Source organism: Halosimplex marinum, from assembly GCF_051414075.1.
Lineage (GTDB): Archaea > Halobacteriota > Halobacteria > Halobacteriales > Haloarculaceae > Halosimplex > Halosimplex marinum.
Window position 1 is genome coordinate 806,771 of sequence record NZ_JBLKNY010000004.1, and the last position, 16,577, is coordinate 823,347.

General features: G+C 66.5%; 27 protein-coding genes. 11 read left to right on the forward strand and 16 right to left on the reverse strand.

Annotated elements, in window-relative coordinates:
• Positions 1 to 27: 27 nt before the first annotated feature.
• From ACMGFI_RS12145 to ACMGFI_RS12155, 3 genes are all read left to right on the forward strand, one after another.
• On the forward strand, positions 28 to 2,547 hold the full coding sequence (locus tag ACMGFI_RS12145; RefSeq protein ID WP_436909917.1) for a type II/IV secretion system ATPase subunit: 2,520 nt from the start codon (positions 28 to 30) through the stop codon (positions 2,545 to 2,547).
• The gene (locus ACMGFI_RS12150; RefSeq protein ID WP_436909918.1) at positions 2,544 to 4,643 is read left to right on the forward strand and encodes a type II secretion system F family protein; all 2,100 of its coding nucleotides are present in this window, start codon (positions 2,544 to 2,546) and stop codon (positions 4,641 to 4,643) included. Before ACMGFI_RS12145 ends, ACMGFI_RS12150 begins: the two co-directional genes overlap by 4 nt.
• 88 nt (positions 4,644 to 4,731) lie before the next feature.
• Complete coding sequence (locus ACMGFI_RS12155; protein WP_436909920.1) at positions 4,732 to 4,974, forward strand: DUF7127 family protein; 243 nt, start codon at positions 4,732 to 4,734, stop codon at positions 4,972 to 4,974.
• 52 nt (positions 4,975 to 5,026) lie between these two features.
• On the opposite strand, the gene ACMGFI_RS12160 is transcribed toward ACMGFI_RS12155, so the two are convergent.
• Positions 5,027 to 5,953 (reverse strand): hypothetical protein, encoded by a 927-nt coding sequence (locus tag ACMGFI_RS12160; protein WP_436909922.1) that lies wholly within the window; start codon positions 5,951 to 5,953, stop codon positions 5,027 to 5,029.
• A 115-nt stretch (positions 5,954 to 6,068) separates the two neighbouring features.
• On the opposite strand from ACMGFI_RS12160, the gene ACMGFI_RS12165 reads away from it, so the two are divergent.
• Positions 6,069 to 6,317, forward strand: coding sequence for a hypothetical protein (locus ACMGFI_RS12165; protein WP_436909923.1), 249 nt, complete (start codon positions 6,069 to 6,071; stop codon positions 6,315 to 6,317).
• 154 nt (positions 6,318 to 6,471) lie between these two features.
• Here ACMGFI_RS12165 and ACMGFI_RS12170 read toward each other — a convergent pair whose 3' ends face one another.
• Genes ACMGFI_RS12170 through ACMGFI_RS12195 form a run of 6 tightly spaced genes read right to left on the reverse strand, consistent with a single transcriptional unit; the run spans position 6,472 to position 8,597 of the window.
• Positions 6,472 to 7,479 (reverse strand): tyrosine-type recombinase/integrase, encoded by a 1,008-nt coding sequence (locus ACMGFI_RS12170; RefSeq protein ID WP_436909925.1) that lies wholly within the window; start codon positions 7,477 to 7,479, stop codon positions 6,472 to 6,474.
• Positions 7,476 to 7,709: a DUF7389 domain-containing protein gene (locus tag ACMGFI_RS12175; protein ID WP_436909927.1), complete on the reverse strand. Its 234-nt coding sequence runs from the start codon at positions 7,707 to 7,709 to the stop codon at positions 7,476 to 7,478. Before ACMGFI_RS12175 ends, ACMGFI_RS12170 begins: the two co-directional genes overlap by 4 nt.
• Positions 7,699 to 7,914 (reverse strand): hypothetical protein, encoded by a 216-nt coding sequence (locus ACMGFI_RS12180; protein WP_436909928.1) that lies wholly within the window; start codon positions 7,912 to 7,914, stop codon positions 7,699 to 7,701. Before ACMGFI_RS12180 ends, ACMGFI_RS12175 begins: the two co-directional genes overlap by 11 nt.
• Positions 7,911 to 8,126 carry a sigma-70 family RNA polymerase sigma factor gene (locus tag ACMGFI_RS12185; protein WP_436909930.1) on the reverse strand — a complete coding sequence of 72 codons (216 nt, stop codon included), beginning with the start codon at positions 8,124 to 8,126 and terminating at the stop codon, positions 7,911 to 7,913. The genes ACMGFI_RS12180 and ACMGFI_RS12185 overlap by 4 nt, the downstream gene beginning before the upstream one ends.
• Positions 8,123 to 8,443, reverse strand: a complete 321-nt coding sequence (locus tag ACMGFI_RS12190) for a hypothetical protein (protein ID WP_436909931.1) — start codon at positions 8,441 to 8,443, stop codon at positions 8,123 to 8,125. Before ACMGFI_RS12190 ends, ACMGFI_RS12185 begins: the two co-directional genes overlap by 4 nt.
• Positions 8,436 to 8,597, reverse strand: a complete 162-nt coding sequence (locus ACMGFI_RS12195; RefSeq protein ID WP_436909932.1) for a hypothetical protein — start codon at positions 8,595 to 8,597, stop codon at positions 8,436 to 8,438. The genes ACMGFI_RS12190 and ACMGFI_RS12195 overlap by 8 nt, the downstream gene beginning before the upstream one ends.
• 283 nt (positions 8,598 to 8,880) lie before the next feature.
• Here ACMGFI_RS12195 and ACMGFI_RS12200 point away from each other — a divergent pair, with 283 nt between their 5' ends.
• From ACMGFI_RS12200 to ACMGFI_RS12210, 3 genes are read left to right on the forward strand one after another with little or no spacing between them, the layout of a single operon-like run.
• On the forward strand, positions 8,881 to 9,204 hold the full coding sequence (locus ACMGFI_RS12200) for a winged helix-turn-helix domain-containing protein (RefSeq protein WP_495849319.1): 324 nt from the start codon (positions 8,881 to 8,883) through the stop codon (positions 9,202 to 9,204).
• A gap of 27 nt (positions 9,205 to 9,231) precedes the next feature.
• Positions 9,232 to 9,495, forward strand: coding sequence for a hypothetical protein (locus ACMGFI_RS12205; protein ID WP_436909934.1), 264 nt, complete (start codon positions 9,232 to 9,234; stop codon positions 9,493 to 9,495).
• Positions 9,496 to 9,533: 38 nt separating this feature from the next.
• A complete protein-coding gene (locus ACMGFI_RS12210) occupies positions 9,534 to 10,256 on the forward strand; it encodes a hypothetical protein (RefSeq protein ID WP_436909936.1) in 723 nt (240 codons plus the stop codon).
• 4 nt (positions 10,257 to 10,260) lie between these two features.
• Here the strand turns inward: ACMGFI_RS12210 and ACMGFI_RS12215 are convergent, their stop codons facing one another.
• The 9 genes from ACMGFI_RS12215 to ACMGFI_RS12255 all read right to left on the reverse strand — a co-directional run bounded on the left by ACMGFI_RS12215 (position 10,261) and on the right by ACMGFI_RS12255 (position 15,218).
• Positions 10,261 to 10,548, reverse strand: a complete 288-nt coding sequence (locus ACMGFI_RS12215; RefSeq protein ID WP_436909937.1) for a hypothetical protein — start codon at positions 10,546 to 10,548, stop codon at positions 10,261 to 10,263.
• A 274-nt stretch (positions 10,549 to 10,822) separates the two neighbouring features.
• Entirely contained in the window at positions 10,823 to 12,211 is a 1,389-nt protein-coding gene (locus tag ACMGFI_RS12220) for a right-handed parallel beta-helix repeat-containing protein (protein WP_436909938.1), read from the reverse strand.
• A 1-nt stretch (position 12,212) separates the two neighbouring features.
• Positions 12,213 to 12,872 carry a hypothetical protein gene (locus ACMGFI_RS12225; protein ID WP_436909939.1) on the reverse strand — a complete coding sequence of 220 codons (660 nt, stop codon included), beginning with the start codon at positions 12,870 to 12,872 and terminating at the stop codon, positions 12,213 to 12,215.
• Positions 12,872 to 13,021 carry a hypothetical protein gene (locus ACMGFI_RS12230; RefSeq protein ID WP_436909941.1) on the reverse strand — a complete coding sequence of 50 codons (150 nt, stop codon included), beginning with the start codon at positions 13,019 to 13,021 and terminating at the stop codon, positions 12,872 to 12,874. The genes ACMGFI_RS12225 and ACMGFI_RS12230 overlap by 1 nt, the downstream gene beginning before the upstream one ends.
• Positions 13,018 to 13,188 (reverse strand): hypothetical protein, encoded by a 171-nt coding sequence (locus ACMGFI_RS12235; protein WP_436909942.1) that lies wholly within the window; start codon positions 13,186 to 13,188, stop codon positions 13,018 to 13,020. Before ACMGFI_RS12235 ends, ACMGFI_RS12230 begins: the two co-directional genes overlap by 4 nt.
• Positions 13,188 to 13,583 carry a hypothetical protein gene (locus tag ACMGFI_RS12240; protein ID WP_436909943.1) on the reverse strand — a complete coding sequence of 132 codons (396 nt, stop codon included), beginning with the start codon at positions 13,581 to 13,583 and terminating at the stop codon, positions 13,188 to 13,190. The genes ACMGFI_RS12235 and ACMGFI_RS12240 overlap by 1 nt, the downstream gene beginning before the upstream one ends.
• Before the next feature lies 1 nt (position 13,584).
• Entirely contained in the window at positions 13,585 to 14,439 is an 855-nt protein-coding gene (locus ACMGFI_RS12245) for a hypothetical protein (protein WP_436909945.1), read from the reverse strand.
• A 69-nt stretch (positions 14,440 to 14,508) separates the two neighbouring features.
• Positions 14,509 to 15,003, reverse strand: coding sequence for a hypothetical protein (locus tag ACMGFI_RS12250; RefSeq protein ID WP_436909946.1), 495 nt, complete (start codon positions 15,001 to 15,003; stop codon positions 14,509 to 14,511).
• Positions 15,004 to 15,005: 2 nt separating this feature from the next.
• Positions 15,006 to 15,218, reverse strand: a complete 213-nt coding sequence (locus tag ACMGFI_RS12255; RefSeq protein WP_436909948.1) for a hypothetical protein — start codon at positions 15,216 to 15,218, stop codon at positions 15,006 to 15,008.
• A gap of 100 nt (positions 15,219 to 15,318) precedes the next feature.
• Between ACMGFI_RS12255 and ACMGFI_RS12260 the strand changes: the two genes are divergently transcribed.
• The 4 genes from ACMGFI_RS12260 to ACMGFI_RS12275 are packed head-to-tail and all read left to right on the forward strand — an operon-like array spanning position 15,319 to position 16,500.
• On the forward strand, positions 15,319 to 15,513 hold the full coding sequence (locus ACMGFI_RS12260) for a hypothetical protein (protein WP_436909950.1): 195 nt from the start codon (positions 15,319 to 15,321) through the stop codon (positions 15,511 to 15,513).
• Complete coding sequence (locus ACMGFI_RS12265; protein WP_436909952.1) at positions 15,510 to 16,007, forward strand: hypothetical protein; 498 nt, start codon at positions 15,510 to 15,512, stop codon at positions 16,005 to 16,007. The genes ACMGFI_RS12260 and ACMGFI_RS12265 overlap by 4 nt, the downstream gene beginning before the upstream one ends.
• Positions 16,004 to 16,375, forward strand: coding sequence for a hypothetical protein (locus ACMGFI_RS12270; RefSeq protein WP_436909953.1), 372 nt, complete (start codon positions 16,004 to 16,006; stop codon positions 16,373 to 16,375). The genes ACMGFI_RS12265 and ACMGFI_RS12270 overlap by 4 nt, the downstream gene beginning before the upstream one ends.
• Complete coding sequence (locus ACMGFI_RS12275) at positions 16,372 to 16,500, forward strand: hypothetical protein (protein WP_436909954.1); 129 nt, start codon at positions 16,372 to 16,374, stop codon at positions 16,498 to 16,500. The genes ACMGFI_RS12270 and ACMGFI_RS12275 overlap by 4 nt, the downstream gene beginning before the upstream one ends.
• Positions 16,501 to 16,577 lie beyond the last annotated feature (77 nt).

Below are 16,577 nucleotides of genomic sequence, written 5' to 3' on the forward strand. Positions count from 1 at the left end.
TTCCGTCTTACTAGCAGTTAGCCTGTAATGGCAATTGATGGCACGGGGGGCAACGAGTCCGACCAGGTCGCGTCGGGGAGCGAGCAGTTCTCAGGGGGCGGCGCGACCGTCGGCGAGTACACGTGGAACGACCTGCGCCGGGACGTGCACTCGGGCGGGCGTTTCGACCGCAGCGAGTACCTCGGGTTCGACCCGCTCGACGTCGAGGACCGGCTGCAGGCGGCTGCGGGCGCGGCGAAGACGCTCGAACGGGCGTGGGGCGACCGCATCGAGGCCGAGCGTTCCGTCGTCGTCAAGGACCGCTACACCTGGGAGCACTTCAAACAGGAGTACTACTACGACGAGGACGGCGAGATCCCCCGGAACAGCGACGGCGAGAAGGTCCCGTTCGAGCCCGAGGAGTACCTCGGGTTCGACCCCGACGAGACCGAGGACCGCCTGAGCGAGGGCGGGTCGGCCGCGGCGGCGCTCTCGTCGATCGTCGACGAGCGCACCGTCGACGTCGAGCCCGAACTCGACGAGGACGACTTCTTCTCGACCGCGGACGGGCACACGACGGTCGTCAACCGCTACGACCTGGAGAAGGCGGTGCCCTTAGAGAAGAAGGCCCACTTCGTCGAGGTCGAGCGCTACTGGGTGAACAAGCCCTACGCCTGCGTGGTCATCTTCCACTCGCGCAAGGAAAACGAGAAGAAGTACTACGCCATCGAGCCCTACGAGAACGACATCGAGTCCCGGCTGGCCGACTTCCTCTCGGGCAAGCTCAAGTCGGCCATCAAGTACTCCGACGACGACGTGGTCGTCGAGGGGTCGGACGCCGACCGCGCCGGCGTCATCCAGCGCGAGACGGAGCGACTGCTCGAACGCTACGACCTGTACACGCCCGGCCAGCAGGGCGATCTCGGGATGGTCGACCAGCTCAAGGGGGCGCTGGGCATGGAGATCGAGGTCGACACCCAGGGGGGCGGGCTCGACGGCATCGAGGCCCGACCGGAGCCGGCGGTCGTCGGCGACGACCCGGAGACGCTCAACGAGTACCAGGTCGAGAAGCTCCTCTACCGGCTCAAACGCGACTTCATCGGCTACGCGCGCATCGACCCGGTCAAACACGACATCAACGTCGAGGACATCTCCTGCGACGGGTACAACTCCCGGGTGTTCGTCTACCACACCGAGTACGAGAACATCATCACGAACGTCGAGCACGGCAAGGAGTCGCTCGACGAGTTCGTCGTCAAGCTCGCCCAGCGCTCCGGGAAAGGCATCTCGAAGCGCCAGCCGCAGGTCGACGCCACCCTCCCCGACGGCTCCCGCGCCCAGTTGACCCTCGGGGAGGAGGTCTCCGACCACGGGACCAACTACACCATCCGCCAGTTCAAGGACGTGCCCTTCACGCCCGTCGACCTCATCAACTGGAACACCTTCTCGCTCGACGAGATGGCGTTCCTCTGGTTGTGCATCGAGAACAACAAGTCGATGATCTTCGCCGGGGGCACCGCTTCGGGGAAGACCACCTCGCTGAACGCCATCTCCCTCTTTATCCCCAGCAACGCGAAGATCGTCTCCATCGAGGACACCCGCGAGGTCGAACTGCCCCAGCGCAACTGGGTCGCCTCCGTCACCCGCCCCTCCTTCGGCGAGGACGACAAGGGCGACGTGGACGAGTTCGACCTGCTGGAGGCCGCGCTGCGACAGCGCCCCGACTACATCGTGATGGGCGAGGTCCGTGGCGAGGAAGGCCGCGACCTGTTCCAGGTCATGTCGACCGGCCACACCGCCTACTCCACCTTCCACGCCGACACGGTCGGGGAGGTCATCAAGCGGTTCACGACCGACCCGATCAACGTCTCGAAGACGCTGTTCACGGCGCTGGACCTGGTCTCCATCCAGACCCAGACCCGCGTCGACGGCAACAAGGTCCGGCGGAACAAGAACCTCACCGAGATCAACGAGTACTCCGCCGAGCACGACGAGATCAACGTCCGCGACGTCTACGAGTGGCAGGCCGAGACCGACGAGTTCCTCCAGATGGGCAACTCCAACACGCTGGAGGAGCTGAAGTTCGACCGCGGCTGGAAACAGGAGCGGCTCGACGAGGAGCTGTTCATGCGGAAGGTGGTGCTCGCCTACCTCATCGAGCAGGGGCTGAACACCTACACGGAGGTCGCGGCGGCGGTCCAGGCGTTCATCAACGACCCGGACACGATCATGGCGCTCATCGCCGAGGACAAGCTGGAGCGGTCGCTGGAGGACCTGCGGGAGATGGAGTCGGTCAAGATCAACATCGACCCCGAGAAGGAGAAGATGGTCCCGCGGCCGGACCCGCCGGCGGAGATGCTGGAGGAGGCCGACGACATCCTCGAGAACGCCGGACCGCTGTTCCAGCGGTTCCGCGAGAAGGAGACCTCCGACATCGTCAGCGCCCTGACCGGGTCGGGCCTCGACGAGGAGGAGACCGACATCACGCCGGTCGAGGACGAGGACGACGAGGACATCGACTTCAGCGAGTTCGTCCCCGCGGCCGGTGCGGAGGCTGACGAGGCATGAGTCTCGGGCGGTCCTCGCGCCAGCTCGGCGGGTCCAGCACGGTCGGGGACACGTTCTACCCGCTCTACCGGGCGCTGTTCGACGAGGAGGGCGACTTCGTCTCGGGCATGGAGGACAAACTCGCCGAGGCCCGGATGGACGACAACGTCGAGATGTACATCTCGCGGGCCCTCGCGGTCGGCACCGTCGCCGGGCTGACCCTCTGGCTGCTCGGAATGTTGCTGGGGTTCCTGATCGTCCAGATGCTCGGGCTCGGTGAGAACCCGCTGCTCGGGCTGCGCATCCCCGACGCCATCGAACCCATCGTGCTGGCGCTGAAGGTCCCCGCGCTCGTGTTCCTCTCGGGGCTCGTGTTCGGCGCCGTCGGCTTCGGCGTCGGCTTCGGGTCGCTGCTGTCGATCCCCTACTTCCGGTCGAACGCGCGCAAACGCGAGATCAACGTCCTCCTCTCGGACTCGGTCGCGTTCATGTACGCCCTGTCGGTGGGCGGGCTGAACCAGCTCGAGATCCTGCAGGCGATGGCCCAGGCCGACGACACCTACGGCGAGGTGGCCAAGGAGTTCCAGTCGATCGTCCTCGAGACGGAGTACTTCGACACCGACTACCGGACGGCGATCCGCAACCAGTCCATCGAGACGCCCAGCGAGGAGCTGAGCCAGTTCCTCACGGACATGCTGTCGATCGTCGACTCCGGGGGCGACATGACCTCGTTCCTGGAGGACCAGAAGGACAAGCACATGCGGACGGCCAAACAGGAGCAGAAGAAGATGCTGGACACCCTGGAGCTGTTCGGCGAGATGTACATGACCCTCTCGCTGTTCCCGCTGCTTCTCATCATCATCCTCGTCATCATGTCGATGATGTCCTCCGGGTCGAAGATGGACATGATGGTCGGCACCGTCTACGGGCTCATCCCGCTGACCGGGGTCGGGTTCCTCGTGCTCACTTCCACCGTGACCCAGGACTCCATCGGCGACGGCTACCTCCGGCCGGACCGGGGCGACGAGCGGACCTACTCCGAGGCCGACGCCGGCTTCCTCAACCTCGGGCTCGTCGAGAACTACACCGGCACCTACGGCGTCTTCGACCGCATCAAGGGCCGCGAGGGGACCTACCGCGCGACCCAGATCCTCAGGCGGCCCCACATCTTCTTCCGCGACAACCCGCTGTACGTCCTCGGCGTGACGATCCCGATCACGATCGCCTTCTTCGCGGTCGTCGTCATCTTCCACATGGCGCCGATGACCATCTCGGAACTGGTGGTCCCCCAGGGCGGGGACGTGCCCGAGGGGCTCTCGGACCCGTCCAAACGGTGGACCTACCCGGTCATCACGGGGACGTTCATGTGGGTGTACGTCCCGATCTACCTGAACCTCCTGCCGCTGGCGGTCTTCTACGAGTGGAACCTCCGGACGCGCCGTAGCGTCATCGGCAACCTCTCGGAGAACCTCCGCAAGCTCGCCTCGGCCAACGACACCGGGATGACCCTGCTGGAGTCGATCCGGGTCGTCGCCGACACCTCCTCCGGGCGGATGGCCGACGAACTGGAGACGATGCACGCGAAGGTCAACTACGGGACCAGCCTCAAGAGCGCGCTCCGGGAGTTCAACAACAGCTACCACATCCCGCGGCTCGCCCGGACGGTCAAGCTCATCAGCGAGGCCCAGGAGGCCTCCAGCCAGATCCAGGACGTGCTCTCGACGGCCGCCCAGGCCTCGGAGAATCAGGACGACATCGACCTCGAGCGGAAGTCCCGGACCCGGATGCAGATGGTCATCATCATCATGACCTACCTCACGCTGCTGGGCGTGATGGCCCTGCTGAAGGTCCGGTTCCTGACGGTCATGGCGGACCTCGCGACGCAGACGGGAGGCGGCGGCGGGTCCGGCAGTCCGGTCGGCGGCGGCAGCTTCAGCGGCGTCAACACGCAGATGCTCTCGGTCCTCTTTTTCCACGCGGTCGTCCTCCAGGCGCTTCTGTCGTCGTTCATCGCCGGCTACATCCGCGACGTGAACCTGCTCTCGGGCGTCAAGTTCGCCGTCATCCTCCCGACGATCGCGCTGGTCGTCTGGTACGTCGTCACGCTGATGTCCTGACGACCGGTCGCGGTCGTCCGTTTTCGGTTCCGCCCGCCCCTGCAGCGGCCGGCCCAACGCTCAGGTACGCGAGCGGGCAACTGCCCCCATGGAAGCACCCAGCGAACTCCAGTCCGCGGCGGCCGACGACGAGGACATCGCCATCACCCGCCGCGACCGCGGCGGCGAGACCGTCGTCGTGGTCGACTTCGGCGAGGGGGTCGACGCACAGCTCGACGTCCTCGGCGACACCGCCATCGTCGTCGCCGGCGAGCGCCAGTTCGAGTTCGAGATTCCCGAGGACGTGAGCGACCTGTCGGTCAACGACGGGATGCTCACGATCCGGTCGTAAGGGTCGCTCGCCGGACGCGGCTCGGCCGCTCACCATTCGGTGCCCCCGCCTGTCAGCCGCCCGCGGCAGTCGCGGTGGGCGACCCGTCGAGTTCGTCCGTCGGTGTCGGCGCGGCGGTACCGTCCGGTGTCGCCGTGACGGTACCGTTCGGAGTTGCGGTTCCGTCCAGCCTCACCGTGCCGTTCGGCGTCGCATCCGGATCGGCCGGCGCCGGCGTCGACCGCAGCGGGACCTCGCCGAGCCAGTCGGGCGGGGTCGGGTTCGACTCGCCCAGCCGGCTGTAGTCGAACCGCATCGCGACTCGCGTGCGGTCGCCGTCGACGATCCGGACGTACTCGGCGGCCAGCGACCGGACGAACCCCTCGGGCGTGACGTAGGCGGTGGCGCTGAACCCGGTGATCGTCGCCCCGGCGGGGCCCACGGAGGCCGGCGGGTCGCCGGCCGCGTACAGCCGGTAGTACGTGCGGCCCCGTCGCTCGACCGTCGACACCGAGACCCGCCGCTCGTCGAGCAGTTGCCGGACCGACGCGGTCGCGAAGTGGTAGTCCTCCGCCCGGCCCGGCAGCGAGAGGAATTCGTACCTGGGTTGCCTGGCCTCGATCACCCGCAGGTACCCGCCCGTCGCGTTGACGTACAGCGAGACGTTCCGCCCCGCTTCGCCCCGGACCTGCGAGAGGGTGAACGCCTCCCGGTCCACGACGAGCCGCCGGACGAGCCGGTCCCCGTCGGCCACGCCGGTGTCGTACCTGACGCGCCAGGTGTACGTCCGGTTGTCCAGGTGGGCGGCGTGGGCCCGGGTGAGCGCGTCGGCGTCGACCGTCCCGTTAGCCAGCACGCCCGGCGGGCGGTCGTCGGGCAGCGTCCGGGTCGGCGTCGGGTCGTCGGTGACGGGGACGGGCGTCACGGTGTCGGTCGGCCCCGTTCGCGGATCGTCGCTCCCGAACGGGACGGCGCTACACCCGGCTAGCAGGACGACCATTGCGACGACTGCGGCCCCCCGTCGCATCACTCCCGCTTGGGCCCTCGGGCACAATACGCCTTCGGCGTCGAAATGCGAGCCCTCGTGACGGTCCGCCCTCTGGTACCGCCGAGCCATGGCCGACGACGCCGACCTGCGGGTGTACAGACGCGGACCGGACCGCTACATGCTGTGGTCGACGCGTGTCTCGGACGTACTGCTCGACGACGTGACCCGCGGGGAACTCGTCGAGTGGTACCTGCACAAGCGGCCGGACGGCGCGCGCGACGAGATCGGGGCGCTCGTCGACGCCGCGGACGACCGGGCCGCTTCCGACGGCACCGACAGCTACGAGGAGTCGCCCGACTGGCTGTCCGGGAACTGATCCGTCACCAACCGCCAGCGAGCCGGAGGCTCGCGAGGAACTCTCCGCCGGAAAAAGTGGAATGGACTCGCCGGGGTTCGGCCCGTTCGGGTGGTGCTGCTCTCCGTGTTCGAACTCCGGTTCGGTCGCTCTCTCTGTCGCTGGGTCGGTGGGGTCATGCGTCCTCCAAGAAGTCGCGCCGGAGTTCCCGGCGCTCGTCTTCGCTCCGTCGGTCGTAGTGCTGATCGAGCACGTCGCGGCTGACGTTGCTCCGGTCGCTGACGATCTCCTCGGGCGTCCCCTGGCGGAGCATCCGGGTGAGCGCTCCGCGGCGGATCCCGTGGGGTGACCGGCTCGACGGACACTGACTCGCGCCCTCGCGGGTCATGTACTCGCAGGTCTTCGGGTCCTTGTCGTGGGGACACTCGCCGACCATGCACGGTCGGGTCCACTTGTAGACCGTCAGCCGGATCGCTGTCTCCGAGAGACGGCCGTGTTCCGAGGACACCAGCGGCTCGCGGCCGTGGGAGTCCTCCGAGCGGATCCGCGTGTGGTCGATGTAGTCCTCGATCATCTCGGCGTAGCCCTCGCCGACGGCGATCGAGCGCTCCGCCGACTTCTTGTTCTTGAGCGGTGTGCCCGTCTCCGGCCGGTGGCGCACCGTCAGCGCCGGGGCGTCGCGGTCGAAGTCCCGCACGTCGAGCGCCCGGAGCGTCCCCAGGCGGATGCCCGTGTGCCACAGCACGGCCATGATGACGTGCTCCCGGCTCGCGTACTCGAACCGTTCGAGGTGCTTCATGATCTCGCTGGCCCGGCCGTGGTCGAGCTTCACGTCCCGGCTCTCGTCCTCGCGGTCCACCTCGGGGAGCACGACCTTCTCGCGCATCCCGGACTCGACGGCGTCGATGGACGCGCAGAACTCGAGGAACACTCGGAGCGTGGCGAGGTTCCCGCGGAGCGTCGTCGGCGAGATCCCGTCGGCGCGCCAGGTCCGATACCGGTGCAGGTCCCGGCCGGTGAGGTTGTTCAGGTTCGTGATCCCGCGTTCCTGGCAGAACTCGACGAACGTATCCAGCCGGTACCGGTGGTTCTGAAGGGACTTCTCGCTCAGATCCGGCTCGCGGTGGCGCTCGTACATCTCGACGGCGTCGGCCGGCGCGAGCGGTTCGAGGTCGTCGCTCATGCCTCGCTCTCCCCGAGTCGGCTCTGATCCTCGGCGAGCATCCGTTCCTCCTCGGGCTGGATGTTCCGCCACTGAAGCGACCACTCCTCCATCCGATCGCGGAGGTCCGTCACGCGGTCGTTCAGCGTCTCCACGTCCGGCGCGGAAACGGTCGCCTTCATCGTCTCCTTGTTGCCCGAGTCGCCGCCGCGAGTCATCTTCACGGTGAGCTCGATATCGTCATCGGACATCGGACTCACCTCCCGACGTTGGGTTCTCGTCGATCTGAAGCTCGACGGTGATCTCCATGTCGACCGGGAAGTCGGGTTCGTCGGCCGGATCGGGGTACGCGGTGTTCAGTGCCGAGTTGTAGGCCTGAACCAGTTCTTGATGGATCTCGGTCGGATCAGACACGTGAAACTCCGTCTCGCCGGCTGCCGTGACTTCCATCGTCACCACTCCCCTCGCTCGACGCCGAGCTTCCGGCACGCTCGGTCGATGTGGTTGCTGACGGTACCCCAGGACCGATCGGTCTTGCGGGCGTACTCGCGGCCTTCGTGGTCGCCGTCGACGACGGCGTCCCAGATCTCGCGCTGGGTCTCCGACAGCACCGACAGGTCCAACTCCGGCCGCTCGAAGTCGTGGAGTTCCTGCTGAGCGGCGGTCATGCCATCACCGTCCGTTCGGCGTCGTCAGGGTCCTCGGGGTCCTCGGTCCACTCCGCGGCGCGCTCGCGCCACTCGGGCTCGGCCACGCGGAACGCCTGGCTGAGATCGTCGTCGGGGCGCTCCACCTCGATCTGCTTGATCTGCCGAACCCGGTGGGGCGGGAGGTAGGCGTACCGCCCGTTCCACTCGGTGATGCGGATCCAGCCGGAGTCCTTGAACAGCACGTCCGCGACGAACACCGCGCCCTGGCCCTCCACGTCGACGACGGCGGGCGTCGCGCGGTCGTGAAGGCGCTCGGGGTCGACGGCCTCAGGCATCGCTCTCACCGTCCAGCAGGTCGAGCACGTCGTTCAGCGCCTCGGCGTAGCCGGCGGCGCGGGTCTCGTCGAGAAGGTTCGTCGCCTCGTCGATGTCGTTGAGCGCGTCGCGACGCATCCGGTCGATCCGCGCTCGGGTGTCGGGGTCGGTCATGTGGGCGACAGCAGGCTTTTCGGTACGCGGTGCGTCTCCGCCAGTGCGGGCCGTATGGCCCGCGATATCGGTTCCGTACATGGTCTACGGGCGGAACCACTTTTCCGGGCCGGCGGTGCAACGCCGGCCCGGTGAACCCGCACGTGAGTGGCGAGTATGTGGTTCCTACTGTCGTCCATTGCACCCTTGGTACAAAAATGTACCGAGCGTCTAAAGCATTACAGGCGGTGCATAATTTCTCCGAAAACTGATAATAAGTAATGGGGTTGCATGGATGTAATCAATGAGAAGATCCGGCCCCTGGATGACGCTGTGGGATGATCGAATATTGGAACTACTTCGCGAGTGGGACTCGGGTACACCGTCTGAACTGGCGGAAACTGAGTTCGTGAGCGTTTCGCGCCAGCAGGTCTCTCGACGCCTCCAAAAGCTGGCCGAGCACGCTTTGGTCCAACCGCTCGGAAACGGCGTATACGTCATCACCGAGCGCGGCGAAAAGTATCTCGACGGCGAACTCTCCACCTTCGAGGACGAGCCCGACGAGCAGCTCACCCGCGGCGGCTCCCCCGCTGACACCTCCACCTCCTCCACGGAGAACGGGGTGTAGCCTTGAGTGCGTAGGTCAGCGCGCTGGATGACACGGGAGGACGAACGAATCTTAGAGATGCTGCGCAGTGACGGGTGGGCCACGCCGTCGATGCTGTCGCGCGAGGCGTTTCAGGCCGTCTCGGAGGGTCACGTACGCGAACGCCTCGAATTTTTGCGCTACGCCGGCCTGGTTCACAGCGTCCACGGGTCGATGTTCGAGATCACCAGCGAGGGGCTGATGTACCTCCGCGGCGATCTCGACGCCAGCCACCTCCCGACGCCGACGGTCGACCGGTGCCTCGGGCAGTAGGTTTTTGCTCCTACAGTGACAGGCGCTAGCCGTTCAAAATGGACCGTAGGCACTTTCTAACAGCGGGCGCGGTTCTCGTCTCCGGCTGTTCGGGGCTCACGGGCGACGATTCGAACGATGTTCAGGACTCCGACGGGGACGGCGTCATCGACTCGGAGGACTACGCACCGAACGACCCGGACGTGCAGGAAAAGTCGGATCTCCAGGGCGGTGGCTCGACGCCGACGGCGACGCCGTCGCCGAGCCCGACACCGACCGAGGAACAGGATGTTGGGGACGCGCTCGACGATGTTGAGTTCCCGACCGACTCGCCGACGCCGGAAGACGACTCCGAGCCCGTGATCGAGACGGTCGACGTAGACGATCTGACCGACTTCCCGGAGCACTTCAGCCACAGCGACACGCACACGGTCCCGGGGCCGGGCTACTACCAGATCCCGGTAGAGTTCGATTCGGAGTTCTCGATGAACTGGACCGTCACGAACCAGAAATCCGGGGATTACGACTTCGACGTGTTCCTCATGGCCGAGGACGAATACCAGGACTACCTCGATTACATCGACGACGAGGACTCCCACCGGCCGCAGTACTACACGGACGGGACCGTTCAGGGGATCGAAGCCTCTGCGAGTCGGTCGCTGACGCTCTCGGCCGGGAAGTACCGACTCGTCGTCGACAACACCGACTATGGGGACGCTGGCGACTGGGGGGAGGAAGAGGACCGACGGGTGAAGATCGAGATCTCGGCCGAGACGACGTAGCCGCTCACTCCTCGCCGACCGAGTAGTGGTGGCTGTACTCGACGGGCAGCTCGGGCTGGCCGAGTTCCTCCGCGATCTCCTCGGGCGTCACCGAGCCCTGTTCGGTGGCGCGCTGCATGAGGCTCTCGACGGCGCCCTCGGGGACGGCGGGCGTACCGCCGGCCATCCGCAGGTAGTAGTCTGCGGCGGCGTCGAGCGCGCCTGAACGGGTACTCTCGCCCGTGGCGTCTTCGAGGTTGCTGAACTTCCGCTCGCGCGCTTCGGTCAGTCGGATGCGGGTTGACTCCGCCATGGATGTGAACACAGTTCCGAGATCCTAGAGTTTTGCGCTCACTCGAAGGGGTGATTTGCCCGGGATAGGCCCGGTTTTCTCTCACCTCCGCGAGAGGTTCCGGGTCGATTCGGCCGGCGCTCGGCGAGAATTGAACACGGGGGTCTCGGCGATGTGTTCAGAATCGGTCTTTCGAAAACGTCGAGCCACGACCCCGAGGGTCTGCGTCGAGACGGGTGTGACCGGGGTTTGTTTCGAGAGGGGAGAGGGTGAACTGACTGCTAAGGCCTCCCTCTCAGATACTGGAAGCCAATTGGACGAAGGAACCATCTTTTGCCGTGAGATAGGTCCCCGTGCCGCTCCCGCCGTCGCTGTCTTCGAAGCGAACGATCGTCCCCGGCGGGTAGTCACCCTGGGGAGTCTCCGCGGCGGCCGACTCGTATGCACCTCCGTTGATAACCAGCGCCCCGGTGTCGTCGTAGTTGGTCGTAACGGAGACCATCACGTTTTGGGCGGCCTCGACAGCCGCCTCACCAGTTGCCCGCTCACGGATCCCCTGGTCCATCGCCGTGATTGCGTTGCCGACGAGCGCTACCTCGTCGACGGAATAGTTAGCATCCCGAACGACCACCCCACGACTGCCGTCCGACAGGGTATTGTGGCCGACAGAGACCCCGGTGACATCTTCCAACTCACCCCAAACGACGACTCCCGAGTATGCGCCGTCGACGGAGTTACCGACGACCGCAACCGAAGGGCGGTTGACCGAAATCCCACGGTAGAATGGCCCCATCACGGTGTTGCCGCTGATGGCGATGTTTTCGCCCGCGTTCGGTCCGGGGACCGCCAGAATCCCGTCGTCGTCGGTCCCGGGGTCCGTTTCGAGCCGGACACAGTTTCCGGTTATCGTGGCGCGCTGAGCGCCCGCGGTCGCCGCGATCCCCGCGCGGTTGTTGTCTGTCCGCTGTGCAGGATCGATAACCGTGTTTGCGACGATAGAGACCGAGTCGTCGGCCCGGATACCCTCCTGCCCTGTCTGCCAGGTCACGCACCCGGAGACCGTCCCGCCCCGCGCAGCTTCCGCACCGATCCCTGTTTGAGTCCCGGAGTCAGAGGTCTCTGGGGTCGATCCGGGGATGTGGTGGACATAGCTGTCAGAGATCCGGAGGTCGGCCATCTCGCCGTCAACTCCGACCCCCTCGATGTTGATGCCGAGCGCACTCAGGTCGTGGACATGGCACCCCGACACCCGACAGCCGCGGGTCACGTCGCCCGCTGTGTCGCTTGCCCGGAACCAGATCCCGTTTCGGCTCCAGTTGTACACATGGCAGTTCACAGCCTCCGCGTAGTCGACTCCACGGGTGTAAATCGCGCCGCTGTAGCCGTTGCTGTCGATATCTGACGGCGATCCCTCGATTTCAAGCCCTTCCCAGCGGATGTGTTCGCCCCCGTCCGTCTGGGTAAAAGCGTATTCGTCGGTCGCCGCGATGATCTTCGCCGTCCCGGGGACCGCCGAGATCGTCGTGTGACTCGTCGGGTGGACGGGGCCGCCGATCTCCCCGAGGTCGTAAGTCCCTGGAGCCACCTCCACGGTCGACACGTCCGGGTCTTCCGCGAAGGACTGGAGTTGCAAGACGGTGCGAGCGGTCCGCTCGGCGCCATCGCCACCAAATCCGTCGGCCACGTTAGGCCACCTCCACGATGACGTGGGTGGTATCGTTCGCGTCGTCGGCGGTGATGTTCGGCGTACTCACGTCATCGACGGCGAGAGAGACGCCTTCCCCGGCAGCGAGCGGGTACCCGTCGACGTAGACAGTCGACGTGTTGGACGGATCGGCCTTGAACGCGGCAGCGAACCCGTCGGGGACGGACTGCGCGGTCATCGACCCGTCGCCGCTCACCGAGTCGGTATGGACGCTCGACTGGTTCGGCGTCGCGGTCGGGAGCACGTTCGTGTCATCGACGGGGTTGCCGTCGAGCAGGAAACTGACCCGACCGAGATCTCGATCAGTGTCGTCGGACACGTCCACGCCGGGCGTACCGACGAGATCGGCCTTCACCGACGCGCGGCCGGTCGACTCCTGAGCGTAGCCGCCGACTACCCGCACGTCCGCGGCTTCGCCGTCGACCTTGCACCGGGCGAACAGCGAGACTCCGGAGTCGATCCGCATGATGACGGTCTCGTTGGCCCGACCGGTGACGCCCTTCTCCGGCTCGTTCGGGCGGGCACCGTTCGGGCTCTTGTAGAGCCACACGTCGTTACCGTCGATCTCGACGGTGTGGGTACTCTCGCTGTGGTTCTCGGACAGCACTTGCGTCCACTCGTCGTCTACCTGCTGGGTCATCAGTCTCCCCTCCCGTGGGCGCGCTCCGGCGGGAGCGCTTCATGTGTCGCTAACTCCGACGCGAACCGGAGTTGGTGGGCGAACTGCGCGACGTTCACCGTGGCGATGACGGCGAGTAGCGCCAGCACTGCGTTGATTCCGAGGCTCATATCTGTCCGCTCACCTCGCTGAAGTCCTCGTCCCCGAGCCAGATCGCGGCGAGGACACCGAGAGCGACCACCTCGGAGACGGGACCGGGCTCGACGAACAGCCCGGGGATCGCGGCGACGATGACCGCGACCGAGACGATGATCTTCCCCATGAGTCCGTCGGCCATCAGTTGTCACCTCCGAGGTTCAGCGGGTCGGGGCCGGTCCACACCGGACCCTCCATCACGGCGTTGCCGGGGTTCACCGGCGCGATCAGGTCTCCGCGCCCCTCCTCGCCAGGGGCGAGGTCGAGCGGGTCCGGCCCCTGGTAGACCGCGCCCTCGGTCACCGCGTTGACCGGGTTGATCGGCGGGTCGACGTTGGTGATCGCGTCGGGGGCGGGGCTCACGTCGATGACAGTCCCGATGACCCCGCCGCCACCGCCGCCACCGCTGCCGCCCCCGCCGCCGGAGCTGTCGGAGCCACCGCCTCCGCCGCTGCCGTTGCTCCCACCGGACCCGCCGAGGAACAGGAACCCGACGACGGCCGCGACGGCGGCGAGCAAGACGGTTCGGTCCACCATGTCAGTCCGTCACCTCCGACGCGCCGAAGCCGAGCGCGAGCGCGGCCGCCCCAGCAGCGGCGAGACCGAGCGGTGAGGTGAGCGTGTCGACGATCCCGCCGCCACCGCCGCCCGAGCCGCCGGACCCGCCGCCGGCACCGACGCCAGCGCCACCGAGCAGCATGGGCATGGGGCCAGTCTGCTGACCGGCCGACGGGTCGGTGGCGCGCCGGAGGACGGTGATCACGTCGCCGGCATCGCCGCCGCCGTTACCTCCGCCGGGGCTGCCGCCACCGCCACCGCCGCCGGAACCGCCACCGCCACCTCCGCCGGAACCGCCGCCGCCGCCACCGCCGCCACCGCCGCCACCGCCACCGCCTCCGCCGTCGTCGGAACCGCCACTGCCGAGCGACTGAAGGCGCGAGGTCATGCCGGAGACGGACTCGATCGTGCCGGACTCGTCGGTCTGGCCGGTGACGCCACCCTCTGGGGTGGCGATGTTGACGGTCCCTCGCTTTCCGCCGGAACCGCCGCCACCACCTCCGCCGGAGCCACCGCCGCCCCCGCCGGAGTCGGGAAGGCTCTCCGAGTCCGACGAGACGACGGTGTCTCCGGTGCTCGGGTTGACCACCGCGTCGAGAGACGATCCGACCCGACCGAGCGTCGGGTTCGAGTAGTTCGTCGACATACTCGACGGGCTGGAGATCGCGGCGAGCGTCCCGCTTGCGGCCCGTTCGGGACCGCTGTCGCCGCCCTCCATGTCGTTCGGCGAGTTGTTGCTGTTGTCGTTCGCGTCGGTCTGCTGGTCGTTGTTGTCGGAGGTGGTGCTCCCGATGTTGGGTCCGGTGAGCCCGGTCCCGGGACCGATCCGGGGCACTACCGGTCACCCCCGTGAGCGATGCGACTGCGCGTCTGCGTGAGCGAAAGAATGGGCATCTTGAATCCCTCAGACGTTGACGGTGCCGTAGTTGAGCTTGACGCTGGAATCGCCGGGCGAGACGGTGTCGCCGTCGCTCGACGAGTCCGCGACGATCCGGAGTTCGAGGTGGCGGTCCTCGCTGGCCGCCGGCTGCATCTCCGACATGACGATCCGCTCGGAGCGGGCGTCGCTCTCGGCGGCACGGAGATCTTCGAGGCTCTGGAAGTAGCGCTTGGCGAGCACGTCTTCCTGGGTGCTGTCTGTGATAGCCAGCACGAGCTGTCCCGAGATCGCCGCCGGGGTCGAGTTCTGGAAGTCGGCGTAGACGAACGAGGTTTCGCCGGCCTCGCGGTTGCTGAAGCCGTAGCCCCAGTGATACGCCTTGTCGGCGGGCACCTTGTCCTCGTAGACGGTGATCTCGTTTTGCGCCTGGAGGGTCGCGTCGAGTAGGTCCCCCTCGCTGACGCGCTTCTTGCTGGATCGAGACCCGTACTGCGTTTCGGGAACGAGTTTCCGGGCCATGTTTAGAGGATGTTCGGGCTGTTCTGCTGCTGGTTCTGTGCGCCAGACCCAACGCCGAGGGTCTGCGAAACGATCGTCGCCACGGAACCGCCGAGGTCCCGGGCGAGGACGAACGCGCCGAACCCGAGGACGAGCATGACGAACGTCATGACGAAGCCCTGCGGGTCCGACGTGTCCATCGACAGGTCGGTGAACGGAACTGGAATGCTTGCCATTCTGGTCTTCAACTCCGCTCATCCCTTGGGAGACAAAGGATAAAGCCGTCTGACTCAAGATATCCATGGTGTCGTGCCGCTCTTGACAGTAATCGGCGGGTTGACCCTCGTCACGGTAACGTTCCTGTGGATCGCGACGAAACTGATACTTTCAGACGCTGAACCGCAGTGGATCGGCGAACTCGGAACAGTCTACAAGCTGTTCGTGTTCGTCGTCGCCGCGAAAGTGTTCTGGCCCGGGCTGGCCCACTCGGCCAGCACGGTCGTCGGAACCATGGCCGGGGTGGTCGGATGACCGACGGCCCGACGTGTTCGCTGTGCGGATACGCACCGCCCGCAGACGCGGACAACCCCGTAAACAGCGTCATCGCCCATATCTCAAGCAGTAAGGGCGAACATGAGGGTATCGGCTATCAGCAGGCCCGATCCATGGTCGACGGCGAGCCGGACGAGCCGGTCGACGACCCTGCTGGTATCACAGACGACTCGACGGACGCGGATGCCGGAGACGACGGCGACACGGGCGGAGACGGCGGGCTCGGGCTATCCGGAAATGACCCCTTCCAGGGTGCGCCCGATACCGACGACTCCGCCGATCCGGATCCCGGGTCTATGGATGACGGATCCATGGACGCCGACGACAGCCCCAGCCCCGATAGTGACGGGTCGATCTCGGCCGGAATCGGCGTGATCGGCGCGCTCGCCGCGGTTGCCGTGGCTGTCCTCTCGCTCCGCCAGCAGAACAGACAGACAGACGATCAGCAGAACGACGGACCCGATCTCGTATGAGCGCATCCGAATCCGAAACGGTAGCACCGAGCGACGCGGTCAGTGACGACGAACTCGCGGCCGACGACGCGGCCGCAGACGCCGCGGACGGCGGCGACAGTGGCGTATCCCTCAAAGATATGCTGCTGTCGACCGAGCCCGACGAGAGCCCCGACGACCACCCCGACAAGTCCGATACGGCGAGTCACGCTCTCATCGGCGTCAAGAAGATGCTTCGCGGGGCCGGGGCGAACATCAAAGCGGGGACGCCCGCGGTCGTCAACTTCGCCCTCGCCGGCATCGGGCTCGCGTCGAGCCGGGCGGAAGCGGCGGAGAGCGAGGACGAACAGCCCGACGAGTCGGAGCCCTCGGGAGGGGCGACGGTATGACGTGCGACAACTGCGGCGCGGACGTGACCGAGATCGCGGACGGGTACGTCTGCGGGGAGTGTCGGACCGTCGTCGTCGACGACGTGGGCGGCTGGAACGTCTTCGCACGGAGGCTGTTCGAATGAACTACTGCACGAAATACCAAGTCGAGTACAGCAACAGCGACGGGGTGTGCCCGCTCTGTCAGCGAGAGGTGCCGGAG

Excerpts from the sequence above, each read along its gene's own strand:
- ACMGFI_RS12145 (WP_436909917.1), top strand. The coding sequence starts at position 28 with ATGGCAATTGATGGCACGGGGGGCAACGAGTCCGACCAGGTCGCGTCG.
- ACMGFI_RS12150 (WP_436909918.1), top strand. The coding sequence starts at position 2,544 with ATGAGTCTCGGGCGGTCCTCGCGCCAGCTCGGCGGGTCCAGCACGGTC.
- ACMGFI_RS12155 (WP_436909920.1), top strand. The coding sequence starts at position 4,732 with ATGGAAGCACCCAGCGAACTCCAGTCCGCGGCGGCCGACGACGAGGAC.
- ACMGFI_RS12160 (WP_436909922.1), bottom strand. The coding sequence starts at position 5,953 with ATGGTCGTCCTGCTAGCCGGGTGTAGCGCCGTCCCGTTCGGGAGCGAC.
- ACMGFI_RS12165 (WP_436909923.1), top strand. The coding sequence starts at position 6,069 with ATGGCCGACGACGCCGACCTGCGGGTGTACAGACGCGGACCGGACCGC.
- ACMGFI_RS12170 (WP_436909925.1), bottom strand. The coding sequence starts at position 7,479 with ATGAGCGACGACCTCGAACCGCTCGCGCCGGCCGACGCCGTCGAGATG.
- ACMGFI_RS12175 (WP_436909927.1), bottom strand. The coding sequence starts at position 7,709 with ATGTCCGATGACGATATCGAGCTCACCGTGAAGATGACTCGCGGCGGC.
- ACMGFI_RS12185 (WP_436909930.1), bottom strand. The coding sequence starts at position 8,126 with ATGACCGCCGCTCAGCAGGAACTCCACGACTTCGAGCGGCCGGAGTTG.
- ACMGFI_RS12190 (WP_436909931.1), bottom strand. The coding sequence starts at position 8,443 with ATGCCTGAGGCCGTCGACCCCGAGCGCCTTCACGACCGCGCGACGCCC.
- ACMGFI_RS12195 (WP_436909932.1), bottom strand. The coding sequence starts at position 8,597 with ATGACCGACCCCGACACCCGAGCGCGGATCGACCGGATGCGTCGCGAC.
- ACMGFI_RS12200 (WP_495849319.1), top strand. The coding sequence starts at position 8,881 with ATGAGAAGATCCGGCCCCTGGATGACGCTGTGGGATGATCGAATATTG.
- ACMGFI_RS12205 (WP_436909934.1), top strand. The coding sequence starts at position 9,232 with ATGACACGGGAGGACGAACGAATCTTAGAGATGCTGCGCAGTGACGGG.
- ACMGFI_RS12210 (WP_436909936.1), top strand. The coding sequence starts at position 9,534 with ATGGACCGTAGGCACTTTCTAACAGCGGGCGCGGTTCTCGTCTCCGGC.
- ACMGFI_RS12215 (WP_436909937.1), bottom strand. The coding sequence starts at position 10,548 with ATGGCGGAGTCAACCCGCATCCGACTGACCGAAGCGCGCGAGCGGAAG.
- ACMGFI_RS12225 (WP_436909939.1), bottom strand. The coding sequence starts at position 12,872 with ATGACCCAGCAGGTAGACGACGAGTGGACGCAAGTGCTGTCCGAGAAC.
- ACMGFI_RS12230 (WP_436909941.1), bottom strand. The coding sequence starts at position 13,021 with ATGAGCCTCGGAATCAACGCAGTGCTGGCGCTACTCGCCGTCATCGCC.
- ACMGFI_RS12235 (WP_436909942.1), bottom strand. The coding sequence starts at position 13,188 with ATGGCCGACGGACTCATGGGGAAGATCATCGTCTCGGTCGCGGTCATC.
- ACMGFI_RS12240 (WP_436909943.1), bottom strand. The coding sequence starts at position 13,583 with ATGGTGGACCGAACCGTCTTGCTCGCCGCCGTCGCGGCCGTCGTCGGG.
- ACMGFI_RS12250 (WP_436909946.1), bottom strand. The coding sequence starts at position 15,003 with ATGGCCCGGAAACTCGTTCCCGAAACGCAGTACGGGTCTCGATCCAGC.
- ACMGFI_RS12255 (WP_436909948.1), bottom strand. The coding sequence starts at position 15,218 with ATGGCAAGCATTCCAGTTCCGTTCACCGACCTGTCGATGGACACGTCG.
- ACMGFI_RS12265 (WP_436909952.1), top strand. The coding sequence starts at position 15,510 with ATGACCGACGGCCCGACGTGTTCGCTGTGCGGATACGCACCGCCCGCA.
- ACMGFI_RS12270 (WP_436909953.1), top strand. The coding sequence starts at position 16,004 with ATGAGCGCATCCGAATCCGAAACGGTAGCACCGAGCGACGCGGTCAGT.
- ACMGFI_RS12275 (WP_436909954.1), top strand. The coding sequence starts at position 16,372 with ATGACGTGCGACAACTGCGGCGCGGACGTGACCGAGATCGCGGACGGG.